Below are 12,661 nucleotides of genomic sequence, written 5' to 3' on the forward strand. Positions count from 1 at the left end.
CCCCCCCCCCCCCCCCCCCCCCCCCCCCCCCCCCCCCCCCCCCCCCCCCCCCCCCCCCCCCCCCCCCGCACCACAACCCCACCGCAGGCGTCACCAACCGCACCCCCACCAACCGCAGGCGTCACCGTCGGCACCCCCACCCACCACCCTTTCGAGTGGCAACTCCCACCGAACACAAACCCCTTGGCGCCACACCAACCCCGGAAAATCCCCCAGCCCCCACCCCCCGAAGTGCCACGATGGACCGATGCCCACCTCCTACGACATCCCCGGCGGACACGACACCCCCGAGGTACTCGACCGCCGCGAGGGCCCGTACGGCGAGGTCGTGCTGCGCCGTCACGGGAATTTGCTCCAGATCATCGCCAACGGCTGCTTCCTGATGGACACCTCCGACGGCCGCTCGGAACGCAGGCTCGTCGACGCGGCGCTGGCCGCGCTCGACACCCGCCCCACCCCCCACCTGCTGGTAGGCGGCCTGGGCGTCGGCTTCTCGCTCGCACACGCCGCAACCAACCCCCGCTGGGGCCGCATCACCGTCGTAGAACGCGAACCCGCCGTCATCGACTGGCACCACCACGGCCCGCTGGCCGAGTTGTCCCGCCGGGCACGCCAGGACCCTCGTACCCAGATCGTCGAGGCCGACCTCCTGACACACGTGATTGAGACATCCGCCACGTACGACGCCCTCTGCCTCGACATCGACAACGGCCCGGGCTGGACGGTGGACGAGGACAACGGCAGCCTCTATTCGCCCACCGGACTGGCAAGCTGCGCAAGGGCGTTGCTCCCGGGCGGAGTGCTGGCGGTGTGGTCCGCCCAACCCTCCCCGGCTTTTGAAGAAACCTTGTGGAATGCCGGATTCCAGCACGTGCGTACCGAAGAGATCCCCGTTGCCCGGGGCGTTCCGGACGTCGTACACCTCGCCGTCCGACCTGGATAGCAAACCCGCGGTGACTCCCCGTACGCTGCAACCCTGACGCGGATCATTCAAGCGTCAATCGCAGACACGGGATCACCCCACTGATTCCGGAAAGCACACTTCAGGGGCGGGCGATGGAGCAGACACACACCTCCCACAACAACGGCACGGCGGCGGCCGCACCGGGCGCACAGCGCCGGGTTCTGGTGGTCGAGGACGACGCGACGATCGTCGACGCCATCGCGGCCCGCCTGCGCGCCGAGGGATTTCTCGTGCAAACCGCCGGCGACGGCCCGTCCGCGGTCGACACCGCCGAGGCCTGGCAGCCCGACCTGCTGATCCTCGACATCATGCTGCCGGGCTTCGACGGCCTGGAGGTCTGCCGCAGAGTGCAGGCCCAGCGCCCGGTGCCGGTGCTGATGCTCACCGCGCGTGACGACGAGACGGACATGCTGGTCGGGCTGGGCGTAGGCGCGGACGACTACATGACGAAGCCGTTCTCGATGCGGGAGCTGGCCGCACGCGTGCACGTGCTGCTGCGCAGGGTGGAGCGCGCGGCCCTGGCCGCGGCCACCCCGCGCAGCGGCATCCTGCGCCTCGGCGAGCTGGAGATCGACCACGCCCAGCGCAGGGTCCGCGTCCGCAGCGAGGACGTCCACCTGACGCCGACGGAGTTCGACCTCCTCGTATGCCTGGCGAACACACCGCGCGCGGTGCTGTCCCGCGAGCAGCTGCTCGCGGAGGTCTGGGACTGGGCGGACGCCTCCGGCACCAGGACGGTCGACAGCCACATCAAGGCGCTGCGCCGGAAGATCGGGGCGGAGCGGATCCGCACGGTCCACGGCGTGGGCTACGCGCTGGAGACCCCGACGCCATGAGCGAGGGGCGGTCGGCCGCGCGGAGGAGCCCCGGAGAGCCCTGGGGCGGCGTACGCCCGTTCTCGATCAAGACGAAGCTGGGCGCACTGGTCGTCATCTCGGTGCTGATCACCACCGGTCTGTCGGTGATCGCGGTGCACACGAAGACGGAGCTGCGCTTCATCACGGTCTTCTCGATGATCGCCACGTTGCTGATCACCCAGTTCGTGGCGCACTCGCTGACGTCGCCGCTGGACGAGATGAACCAGGTCGCGCGGTCGATCTCGTACGGCGACTACACGCGCAGGGCGCGGGAGAACCGGCGGGACGAGCTGGGCGACCTGGCGCAGGCGATCAATGTGATGGCGGACGAGCTGGAGGCGCAGGACCGCCAGCGCAAGGAGCTGGTGGCGAACGTCTCGCACGAGCTGCGCACGCCGATCGCGGGCCTGCGGGCGGTGCTGGAGAACATCGTCGACGGGGTCACGCGGGCCGATCCGGAGACGATGCGGACGGCGCTGAAGCAGACGGAGCGCCTCGGCCGGCTGGTGGAGACGCTGCTGGACCTGTCGCGGCTGGACAACGGCGTCGTACCGCTGAGGATGCGGCGTTTCGAGGTGTGGCCGTATCTGTCGGGCGTGCTGAAGGAGGCGAACATGGTCGCCTCCGCGCGCGCGGGCATCGCGTCCGGCTCGGGCAGCCACACGCGCGCGGACGTGCATCTGCATCTGGACGTGTCGCCGCCGGAGCTGACCGCGCTCGCGGACCCGGAGCGGATCCACCAGGTGGTGGCCAATCTGATCGACAACGCGGTCAAGCACAGTCCGCCCTACGGCAGGGTCACGGTCAAGGCGCGCCGGGGCGCGTTCCCGGACTCGCTGGAGCTGGAGGTCCTGGACGAGGGGCCGGGCATCCCGAAGTCGGAGTGGCACCGGGTCTTCGAGCGGTTCAACCGGGGTTCGGTGACCCGCCCGCACGGTCCGGGCAGCGACGGAGGCACCGGTCTGGGCCTGGCGATCGCCCGCTGGGCGGTGGATCTGCACGGGGGCCGGATCGGGGTGGCCGAATCCGATCGGGGCTGCCGGATTCTTGTCACACTTCCGGGGACTCCCCGGGCCGGAAGTTGACGTAGGGTTCGAACCGGAGTCCCAAGATCCACGGGCGTCCGCACTGACGGACACGTGTGATCAGGCACAGGTCCGCGCCGGGCAGGCGCAGGACCTGCATCGACGCATCCTCACGCAACCGGAACCCCGCTTGTTTCCCGCCATTTACGGCGCCGAAACACCGTCTCCGATGTGACTTACGCGACGATGAACGGGCCCGGCCTGACCTTCCCGGTCTTGGAGGCGTAGCCTTTATTCCCGCTGTCCATCACCTTGTGAAGCGGAAGAGGGCGGTTGCCGCCGTGTCGCCACAGTCCCCCAGTAACTCATCGAGCATCTCGACCGACACCGACCAAGCGGGCAAGAGCCCCGCGGCCGCGTTCGGCCCCAATGAGTGGCTCGTCGACGAGATCTATCAGCAGTACCTCCAGGACCCGAATTCGGTAGACCGTGCCTGGTGGGACTTCTTCGCCGACTACAAGCCGGGGGCCCCCGCGGCCCAGGCTGCCCCGGCGCCCGCGCCCGCGGCACCCGCCGCCGCCCCGGCCGCGCCCGCGGCTGCCGCGGTGCCCGCGCCGGCCGCGAAGCCGGCCGCCGCCGCCCCGGCGCCCACCGCGGCCCCGGCGCAGGCCCAGGCTCCGAAGCCGGCCGCCGCGGCGAAGCCCGCGGCCGCCCCGGCCGCGAAGCCGGCGGCCGCCCCGGCGACCGAAGCCCCGGCCGGTCCGGAGTTCGTGACGCTGCGCGGCCCCGCCGGCGCCGTCGTGAAGAACATGGACGCCTCGCTGGAGATGCCGACGGCGACCTCGGTCCGCGCCGTCCCGGTGAAGCTGCTGTTCGACAACCGCATCGTCATCAACAACCACCTCAAGCGCGCCCGCGGCGGGAAGATCTCCTTCACGCACATCATCGGGTACGCGATGGTGCAGGCCATCAAGGCCATGCCGTCGATGAACTGGTCCTTCCAGGTCAAGGACGGCAAGCCGACCCTGGTCAAGCCGGAGCACGTCAACCTCGGTCTCGCCATCGACCTGGTCAAGCCCAACGGCGACCGCCAGCTCGTCGTCGCGGCGATCAAGAAGGCCGAGACGCTGAACTTCTTCGAGTTCTGGCAGGCCTACGAGGACATCGTCCGTCGCGCCCGCGACAACAAGCTGACGATGGACGACTTCACCGGTGTCACGGTCTCCCTGACCAACCCCGGCGGCCTCGGCACCGTCCACTCGGTGCCGCGCCTGATGCCGAACCAGTCCGTGATCATGGGCGTCGGCTCGATGGACTACCCGGCGGAGTTCCAGGGCACCTCCCAGGACACCCTGAACAAGCTCGGTGTCTCCAAGGTCATGACGCTCACGTCGACCTACGACCACCGGGTGATCCAGGGCGCCGCCTCCGGCGAGTTCCTGCGCCAGGTGGCCAACCTCCTGTTGGGCGAGAACGGCTTCTACGACGACGTCTTCGAGGCGCTGCGCATCCCCTACGAGCCGGTCCGCTGGCTCAAGGACATCGACGCCAGCCACGACGACGACGTCACCAAGGCCGCCCGGGTCTTCGAGCTGATCCACTCCTACCGGGTCCGCGGCCACGTCATGGCCGACACCGACCCGCTGGAGTACCGCCAGCGCAAGCACCCCGACCTGGACATCACCGAGCACGGCCTCACCCTGTGGGACCTGGAGCGCGAGTTCGCCGTCGGCGGCTTCTCCGGCAAGTCCCTGATGAAGCTGCGCGACATCCTCGGTGTGCTGCGCGACTCGTACTGCCGCACGATCGGCATCGAGTTCATGCACATCCAGGACCCCAAGCAGCGCAAGTGGATCCAGGACCGTGTGGAGCGCCCCCACGCGCGCGTGGAGCGCGAGGAGCAGCTGCGCATCCTGCGCAGGCTGAACGCGGCGGAGGCCTTCGAGACCTTCCTGCAGACGAAGTACGTCGGCCAGAAGCGCTTCTCCCTGGAGGGCGGCGAGTCCGTCATCCCGCTGCTCGACGCGGTGATCGACTCCGCGGCCGAGTCGCGCCTGGACGAGGTCGTCATCGGCATGGCCCACCGCGGCCGCCTGAACGTCCTCGCCAACATCGTCGGCAAGTCGTACGCGCAGATCTTCCGCGAGTTCGAGGGCAACCTCGACCCGAAGTCGATGCACGGCTCCGGCGACGTGAAGTACCACCTGGGCGCCGAGGGCACCTTCACGGGCCTGGACGGCGAGCAGATCACGGTCTCGCTGGCCGCCAACCCCTCCCACCTGGAGGCGGTGGACCCGGTCCTGGAGGGCATCGCGCGTGCCAAGCAGGACATCATCAACAAGGGCGGCACGGACTTCACGGTCCTGCCGGTGGCGATCCACGGCGACGCGGCCTTCGCGGGCCAGGGCGTGGTGGCCGAGACCTTGAACATGTCGCAGCTGCGCGGCTACCGCACCGGCGGCACTGTCCACATCGTCATCAACAACCAGGTCGGCTTCACCGCCGCCCCGGAGTCCTCGCGTTCGTCGATGTACGCCACGGACGTGGCGCGCATGATCGAGGCCCCGATCTTCCACGTGAACGGCGACGACCCCGAGGCCGTCGTCCGCGTCGCCCGGCTGGCCTTCGAGTTCCGTCAGGCGTTCAACAAGGACGTCGTGATCGACCTCATCTGCTACCGCCGCCGCGGCCACAACGAGTCGGACAACCCGGCCTTCACCCAGCCGCTGATGTACGACCTGATCGACAAGAAGCGCTCGGTGCGCAAGCTCTACACCGAGTCCCTCATCGGTCGCGGCGACATCACCCTGGAAGAGGCCGAGCAGGCGCTCCAGGACTACCAGGGGCAGTTGGAGAAGGTCTTCACCGAGGTCCGCGAGGCCACCTCGCAGCCGGCTTCCGGCGAGTCCCACGCCCCGCAGGACGGCTTCCCGGTCGCGGTCCCGACCGCGATCTCCTCCGAGGTCGTCAAGCGGATCGCCGAGTCCCAGGTCACCGTGCCCGACCACATCACGGTCCACCCGCGTCTGCTGCCGCAGCTGCAGCGCCGCGCGGCCATGGTCGAGGACGGCACGATCGACTGGGGCATGGGCGAGACCCTGGCCTTCGGCTCCCTGCTCCTGGAGGGCGTCCCGGTCCGTCTGGCGGGCCAGGACTCCCAGCGCGGCACCTTCGGCCAGCGCCACGCGGTCATCATCGACCGCAGCACGGGCGAGGAGTACACGCCGCTGCAGTACCTCTCCGAGGACCAGGCGCGCCTGAACGTCTACAACTCCCTGCTGTCCGAATACGCGGCCATGGGCTTCGAGTACGGCTACTCGCTGGCCCGCCCGGACGCGCTCGTGCTGTGGGAGGCGCAGTTCGGTGACTTCGTCAACGGCGCGCAGACGGTCGTGGACGAGTTCATCTCCTCGGCGGAGCAGAAGTGGGGCCAGACCTCCGGCGTCACCCTGCTCCTGCCGCACGGCTACGAGGGCCAGGGCCCGGACCACTCGTCCGCGCGCCCGGAGCGGTTCCTCCAGCTCTGCGCCCAGAACAACATGACGGTCGCCATGCCGACCTCGCCGTCGAACTACTTCCACCTCCTGCGGTGGCAGGTGCACAACCCGCACCACAAGCCGCTGGTCGTCTTCACGCCGAAGTCGATGCTGCGTCTGAAGGCCGCGGCGTCGAAGGCGGAGGAGTTCACCACGGGCCAGTTCCGCCCGGTCATCGGCGACGCGTCGGTGGACCCGGCGGCCGTGCGCAAGGTCGTCTTCTGCGCGGGCAAGGTCTACTACGACCTGGAGGCCGAGCGGGTCAAGCGCGGTGTCACGGACACGGCGATCATCCGCATCGAGCGCCTGTACCCGCTGCCGGGTGCCGAGCTCCAGGCGGAGATCAAGAAGTACCCGAACGCCGAGAAGTACCTGTGGGCCCAGGAGGAGCCGGCGAACCAGGGCGCGTGGCCGTTCATCGCCCTGAACCTCATCGACCACCTGGACCTGGCGGTCGGCGCGGACGTCCCGCACGGCGAGCGGCTGCGCCGCATCTCCCGCCCGCACGGCTCGTCCCCGGCGGTCGGTTCGGCCAAGCGCCACCAGGCCGAGCAGGAGCAGCTGGTGCGTGAGGTGTTCGAGGCGTAGGCCCCGGCACCAGCGCGAAAAGGCCCGGCCCCGAGTCCTGAGGACTCGGGGCCGGGCCTTTTCCGTGTGCCGGGACGGTCGTACGGACACGGGTTCCCAGTGCCGGGACGGTCGTACGGACACGGGGGACGGAGCGGGGGCGCCGCCCGCTTAACCTGGAAGGCGTAGAACCCGTGGCCCGAGGCCCAGCCCCAGGAGAGCATCCGTGTACTTCACCGACCGAGGCATCGAAGAACTCGAGAAGCGGCGCGGCGAGGAGGAGGTCACCTTCGAGTGGCTCGCCGAGCAGCTGCGGACGTTCGTCGACCTGAACCCGGACTTCGAGGTGCCGGTGGAGCGGCTGGCCACATGGCTGGCGCGGCTGGACGACGAGGACGACGAGTAGGGCCGTGCCGCGGTCGTGAGGGGCGCCCGCGGGCGCCCCTCTTCGGTTCGTGCGCGGTCAGTCCATCGGGAGCCGGCAGGTGCGGGCGAGCCCCAGGGTGCCGTGCGCCAGCAGGAGCGCGCCCGCGGCGACCCAGCCGCCGCTGCGGCGCCGCAGGCCCCAGAGCGTCACGGGGACCCCGGCCGCGAGATGGGCGAGGGCGACGGTGCGGGCGACGGGACCGCCGGTCCAGGGGAGGTAGGGGCCGAGCGGGCCGCGCTCGACGACGTCCAGTTCCGCGCGGACGGCCTCCCGCCAGCCGGGCCAGTCGATCTGGCGGACGCCGGGCCGGGAGCGGGCCGCCGCGCGCAGCCGGTCCGCCGGTTCGCCCGGGGCCAGGCCGGGGGGAAGGGCGACGCCGGAGCGGGTGAGGACGGCGAGGAGAGCGCCGACCCGGGCGAGCGCGTCGGCCTCGGCGTCCGGTTCGGTGAGGCGGTCGAGCGCCTCCATGTCCAGTACGGGGTCGAGGCCCAGCCGTGCCGCGAGGGTGCGCATGTCCTCGTGCTCGCCCACGGGGGTGCCGTCGGCCAGCCAGGCGTAACCGACGGTGCGGCGGAAGCCGGAGGCGAGGGCGCAGCCGGCGCGCTCGGCATCCCACCACAGGGCGACCACGGGCCAGGGCGCGCCGACGGCGAGCGCGCCGGCCCAGCCGGTGAGCACGCGGTCGACCGGTTCACCGCCGTCCAGCCAGGGCTTTCCCTCGGGCACCAGGACGCTCCAGCCGTCCCCGGCCGTGGCGAGGAGCAGGGGTTCGCGCAGCAGTTGCGCGGCGAGCGCCACGGAGTCGGGATCCGCCCGGCAGAGCAGCAGCGCGCCGGGGGAGGGGGCTCGGACAGCGAAGCGGGACTCATCCGTCGACATGCTCACACGCTAGGACAATTCACCCTCCATGCGGACGAGCGGTCACCTCAAAGAGTGTCTTGACTTTGCGAGCCCGCGATATATCGTGAATTACGCAAGACGCGATATGGCGTGTTGTGTGGCAGAGGCCGGACCCGTGGGGGGCGGCCGACCGGTCGAGGAGGTCTGCATCATGTCCGAGTGGTCCGTCGCCGAGCCGAGGAAACTCACCTTCGACGAGCCCGTGCGCGAGCTTCAGGTACGCATCGTCAACGGCACGGTGAACGTCGTGGGTTCCGACGAGGACTCCGCCCGCCTGGAAGTGACCGACGTGGAGGGCCCGCCCCTTCTGGTGACCCACCAGGACGGCACCCTGACGGTCGCCTACGAGGACCTGCCCTGGAAGGGCTTCCTGAAGTGGCTCGACCGCAAGGGCTGGCGCCGCAGCGCGGTGGTGTCCCTGGCCGTGCCCGCGGGCACCCGTGTCGAGGTCGGCGTGGTCGGCGCCGCCGCCGTGATATCCGGTGTCGACGGCCGCGCCGAGATCAAGGGCGTCACCGGTGACACCACCCTGGTGGGCCTCGCGGGCCCGGTCCGCGCGGACACCGTCTCCGGGAGCGTGGAGGCCCAGGCCCTCACCGGCGATCTGCGCTTCAACTCCGTCTCCGGCGATCTGACCGTCGTCGAGGCGGGCTCCTCGGTCAGGGCCGACTCGGTGAGCGGCTCCATGGTGGTGGACCTGGACGCCACCAGCCGTCCCACCGACATCAACCTCACCAGCGTCTCCGGCGAGATCGCCATCCGGCTGCCGCACCCGGCGGACGCGGAGGTGGAGGCCAACACCGCGAGCGGCTCCGTCTCCAACGCCTTCGAGGACCTCCATGTCCGGGGCCAGTGGGGCGCCAAGCGGATCACCGGCCGCCTCGGCGCGGGCAACGGCCGGCTGAAGGCCACGACGGTCTCCGGCTCGATCGCCCTGCTGCGCCGCCCGCCGGCGGAGGACGGGCCGTGGGAGGGCGAACCGACGGACGCACCGGGCGCCGCGCGGGACAATGCGGGAGCCGGCCAGGCCGAGGCCCCCGCCCCGCCCTCCGACCAGGCCGACGGCCCGACCGACAAGAAGGTGCTCTGACATGCCCCCCGTCTTCGCCCACGGCCGCCTGCGCCTGTACCTGCTGAACCTGCTGGACGAGGCCCCGCGCCACGGCTACGAGGTGATCCGTCTCCTGGAGGAGCGCTTCCAGGGGCTGTACGCCCCCTCGGCGGGCACTGTCTACCCGCGTCTGGCCAAGCTGGAGAGCGAGGGCCTGGTCACCCACACCACCGAGGGCGGCCGCAAGGTGTACGCCATCACGGACGCGGGCCGGGCCGAACTCGCCGACCGCAGCGGCGAACTGGCCGACCTGGAGCTGGAGATCCGCGAGTCCGTCGCCGAACTGGCCGCCGAGATCCGGGCCGACGTGCGCGGCGCGGCGGGCGATCTGCGCCGCGAGATGCTGGCCGCGGCGAGCGAGACCCGCCAGGGTGCCCCCGGGGAGCCGCCCTCCGAGCAGGAGGCCTGGCGCATCGCCAAGGAGGAGATGCGCAGGGTCAAGCAGGAGTGGAAGGAGCAGGCCCGGCGCGCCAAGGACGAGAGCCGCCGCGCCCGCGAGGAGGCCCAGCGGGCCCGCCGCCAGGCCAAGGAGGCCCAGGACCGGGCCCGCGAGCAGGCCCAGGAGGACGTGCAGCGCATCGCCCGCCGGGTCCAGGAGCAGGTGCAGGACCACTTCGCCCGCGGCGACTGGCCCACCGGTGTCCGCGAGGGCCTGGCGGAACTGGCCAAGGAGTTCGGCGAGTTCGGCCGCGACTTCCCCTTCGGCCGCAACGGCAGCCACCGCCCCGCCCCTCAGCCGGAGTACTCCGACACCCCGGAGGACTTCCCGGCCACCGCGGAGCCCGGCTGGGCCCATGAACCGCCCACCGGCGACCCGGCCCGCGACCTCGACCGCCTTCTCGACCGCTTCCGCGACGAGATCCGCGACGCGGCCCGCGACCACGGCGTCACCGCGGACCAGGTCCGCGACACCCGCCGCCATCTCTCCACGGCGGCGGCCCATATCAACGCCCTGCTGAGAACCCCGAAGAGCTGAGCAGCCGACGAGCCGGACCTCTCAGCCGGCCTGGGCGGCCCCGCCGTAGAGCACCCGCTCCACGGCCTCGTGGGTCACACCGTGATCGGCGAGCACCTCGGCAGGCACACCGGGCCGGGCGACGAGGGCGAGCAGCAGATGCTCGTCCCCGATGCTCCGGTCCCGGTGGGCGAGGGCGATGCGCAGCGTCTGGGTGAGCAGTTCCCTGGCGCCCTTCCCGAACGGCCGCCGCCCGGACCACCGCCCCCGCGCGCCCAACACGCCTTCCCCGTGCGTCTCTTCGACCCTCGACACCACCAGCTCGAGATCGATCCCGAGCCCGGACAGCGCCTCCTGCTCCGCCCGGGAGAGTCCGCCGCGCCGCCGTACGGCTTCGAGCTCCCGCGCGACCGCGGCCCGCCGCTCCCCCGACAGCCCGAGAGCGCCCAGCGCGAACGATCCGCGACTGCCCTCCCGGTCCAGCAGGGCGAGCAGTACATGCTCCTCCTCGACCCGCGTGGCCCCCACCCGCTCGGCATGCCCGACAGCCCCTTCCACCACCGCCCGGGCATCCTTCGTGAACCGCTCGAACATCATCGCCTCCCGTACTTCTTGTGCACGGCCTGTTTGCTGACGCCGAGTTCCGCGGCGATCTCCTGCCACGACCAGCCCTGGTTCCGGGCACTGCGCACCTGCACCGCCTCCAGCTGCTCCAGCAGCTTCCGCAGCGCGGCGACGGCCCGCAGCCCGACCCGGGGGTCGCGATCACCAGCCCTCTCGGCAAGATCCGTAGCCTCACCCATACCGTCAACATAGGTTGACCAATGGCCTCCTGTCAACCAAAGTTGACGCACCACTCAAACCAAAGGGCGGCCCGGCACCCACACCGAACCGCCCTGAAACAGAAACGCACCCACCCCAGAAGGATCAGGAGTTGGTGAGCACAACCTTCCCGAACAACTCACCGGAGGCCATCTTCTCGAACCCTTCCCGGGCCCGGTCCATCGGCAGCTCCTCGTCGATCACGGGACGCACACCCGTGACCGCGCAGAAGGCCAGCAGATCCTCCAGCTCGTCCTTGGTGCCCATGGTCGAGCCGACGACCTTCAGCTCCAGGAAGAAGATCCGCGTCAGCTCGGCGTGCGAGGGCCGGTCGCCGCTCGTCGCCCCGGAGATGACGATCGTGCCGCCCGGCCGCAGCGACTTCACCGAGTGCGACCAGGTCGCAGCGCCGACCGTCTCGATCACGGCGTCCACCCGCTGCGGCAGCCGCGCGCCCGGCTCCACCGCCTCCACGGCCCCGAGCTCCAGCGCCCGCTTCCGCTTCTCCTCGTCCCGGCTGGTCGCGAAGACCCGCAGCCCCGCGGCCTTGCCGAGCACGATCGCGGCCGTGGCGACCCCGCCGCCGGCGCCCTGCACCAGCACGGAGTCACCGGGCCGTACGCCCGCGTTGGTGAACAGCATCCGGTACGCGGTCAGCCAGGCCGTCGGCAGACAGGCCGCCTCCGCGAAGGACAGCTCCTTCGGCTTCGGCAGCACGTTCCACACCGGCACGGTGACCTGCTCGGCGAAGGTGCCCTGGTATTTCTCGGTGAGGATCGACCGGGGCTCCTTGGGGCCGACCCCGTGCCCGGTCTGCCCGATCACGGAGTGCAGCACGACCTCGTTGCCGTCGGCGTCCACACCGGCGGCGTCGCACCCGAGGATCATCGGCAGCTTGTCCTCCGCGAGGCCCACGCCCCGCAGGGACCAGAGGTCGTGGTGGTTCAGCGAAGCGGCCCTGACGTCGATGGTCGCCCACCCGGGCCGTGCCTCCGGGGCCGGGCGCTCCCCCAAGACGAGTCCGTTCAGCGGCTCGTCGCGATCGATTCTGGCGGCATAGACAGCGAACATGCCGCCGACGATAGGTTCCCGACGCCCAGGTTGGAACGCCGAACCCCTGTGACACACACCCTCTTGCCAGGGAGGCCCGCGGGGCAGGAACGGTTTCGCAACCCGGCGTTGCCAAGGAGCAGCCTCGTCACGGCTGAGCCGGGGCGTTTCACAGCTCGGCGTAGGCGAGGTACCGCCCGGCGGTTGCTGAGGGCGGGGCGGTGCGCAACTCGGCGCTACGAGGTGCCGCCCCTAGCGGCACGCATGCCCGCAGCGGCGGGGGCGGCGCGCAGCCCGCGGCGACGAGCAGACGCGTACGGCGGGGAGGGGACGGGGCGGGGGGTGTCCGCCCGCAGCGGCCGCCGTCAAACACCAGAACCCCCGTAGGAAACCAGCCCGGCGGACCGAGGACGGACACCCCCCGCCCCGGCCCCGCACCACCCACAA

General features: G+C 71.2%; 11 protein-coding genes. 7 read left to right on the plus strand and 4 right to left on the minus strand.

Features of this window, described 5'->3' with window-relative positions; translation table 11 throughout:
- Positions 1-247 precede the first annotated feature (247 nt).
- The 5 genes from ACZ6SQ_RS38040 to ACZ6SQ_RS38060 all read left to right on the plus strand — a co-directional run bounded on the left by ACZ6SQ_RS38040 (position 248) and on the right by ACZ6SQ_RS38060 (position 7,355).
- Positions 248-943 carry a spermidine synthase family protein gene (locus ACZ6SQ_RS38040; RefSeq protein ID WP_469570584.1) on the plus strand — a complete coding sequence of 232 codons (696 nt, stop codon included), beginning with the start codon at positions 248-250 and terminating at the stop codon, positions 941-943.
- A 113-nt stretch (positions 944-1,056) separates the two neighbouring features.
- Complete coding sequence (locus ACZ6SQ_RS38045; protein ID WP_356686480.1) at positions 1,057-1,800, plus strand: response regulator transcription factor; 744 nt, start codon at positions 1,057-1,059, stop codon at positions 1,798-1,800.
- Entirely contained in the window at positions 1,797-2,906 is a 1,110-nt protein-coding gene (locus ACZ6SQ_RS38050; protein ID WP_469570586.1) for a sensor histidine kinase, read from the plus strand. Before ACZ6SQ_RS38045 ends, ACZ6SQ_RS38050 begins: the two co-directional genes overlap by 4 nt.
- A 281-nt stretch (positions 2,907-3,187) precedes the next feature.
- The gene (locus tag ACZ6SQ_RS38055) at positions 3,188-6,970 is read left to right on the plus strand and encodes a multifunctional oxoglutarate decarboxylase/oxoglutarate dehydrogenase thiamine pyrophosphate-binding subunit/dihydrolipoyllysine-residue succinyltransferase subunit (protein WP_469570588.1); all 3,783 of its coding nucleotides are present in this window, start codon (positions 3,188-3,190) and stop codon (positions 6,968-6,970) included.
- 205 nt (positions 6,971-7,175) lie between these two features.
- The gene (locus ACZ6SQ_RS38060; protein ID WP_003992906.1) at positions 7,176-7,355 is read left to right on the plus strand and encodes a DUF6104 family protein; all 180 of its coding nucleotides are present in this window, start codon (positions 7,176-7,178) and stop codon (positions 7,353-7,355) included.
- A 57-nt stretch (positions 7,356-7,412) separates the two neighbouring features.
- Here ACZ6SQ_RS38060 and ACZ6SQ_RS38065 read toward each other — a convergent pair whose 3' ends face one another.
- Positions 7,413-8,255, minus strand: a complete 843-nt coding sequence (locus ACZ6SQ_RS38065; protein WP_469570591.1) for a hypothetical protein — start codon at positions 8,253-8,255, stop codon at positions 7,413-7,415.
- Positions 8,256-8,427: 172 nt separating this feature from the next.
- On the opposite strand from ACZ6SQ_RS38065, the gene ACZ6SQ_RS38070 reads away from it, so the two are divergent.
- Together ACZ6SQ_RS38070 and ACZ6SQ_RS38075 are read left to right on the plus strand one after the other, a co-directional pair.
- The gene (locus ACZ6SQ_RS38070) at positions 8,428-9,366 is read left to right on the plus strand and encodes a DUF4097 family beta strand repeat-containing protein (RefSeq protein ID WP_469570592.1); all 939 of its coding nucleotides are present in this window, start codon (positions 8,428-8,430) and stop codon (positions 9,364-9,366) included.
- A 1-nt stretch (position 9,367) separates the two neighbouring features.
- A complete protein-coding gene (locus tag ACZ6SQ_RS38075; RefSeq protein ID WP_469570594.1) occupies positions 9,368-10,363 on the plus strand; it encodes a PadR family transcriptional regulator in 996 nt (331 codons plus the stop codon).
- A gap of 21 nt (positions 10,364-10,384) precedes the next feature.
- Here ACZ6SQ_RS38075 and ACZ6SQ_RS38080 read toward each other — a convergent pair whose 3' ends face one another.
- The 3 genes from ACZ6SQ_RS38080 to ACZ6SQ_RS38090 all read right to left on the minus strand — a co-directional run bounded on the left by ACZ6SQ_RS38080 (position 10,385) and on the right by ACZ6SQ_RS38090 (position 12,235).
- Complete coding sequence (locus ACZ6SQ_RS38080; RefSeq protein WP_469570597.1) at positions 10,385-10,936, minus strand: Clp protease N-terminal domain-containing protein; 552 nt, start codon at positions 10,934-10,936, stop codon at positions 10,385-10,387.
- Complete coding sequence (locus tag ACZ6SQ_RS38085) at positions 10,936-11,145, minus strand: helix-turn-helix domain-containing protein (RefSeq protein WP_356686468.1); 210 nt, start codon at positions 11,143-11,145, stop codon at positions 10,936-10,938. Before ACZ6SQ_RS38085 ends, ACZ6SQ_RS38080 begins: the two co-directional genes overlap by 1 nt.
- Positions 11,146-11,269: 124 nt before the next feature.
- Positions 11,270-12,235 carry a zinc-binding dehydrogenase gene (locus ACZ6SQ_RS38090; RefSeq protein ID WP_469570596.1) on the minus strand — a complete coding sequence of 322 codons (966 nt, stop codon included), beginning with the start codon at positions 12,233-12,235 and terminating at the stop codon, positions 11,270-11,272.
- Between the last annotated feature and the right edge of the window lie 426 nt (positions 12,236-12,661).

The organism is Streptomyces sp. NPDC048600, from assembly GCF_055587025.1.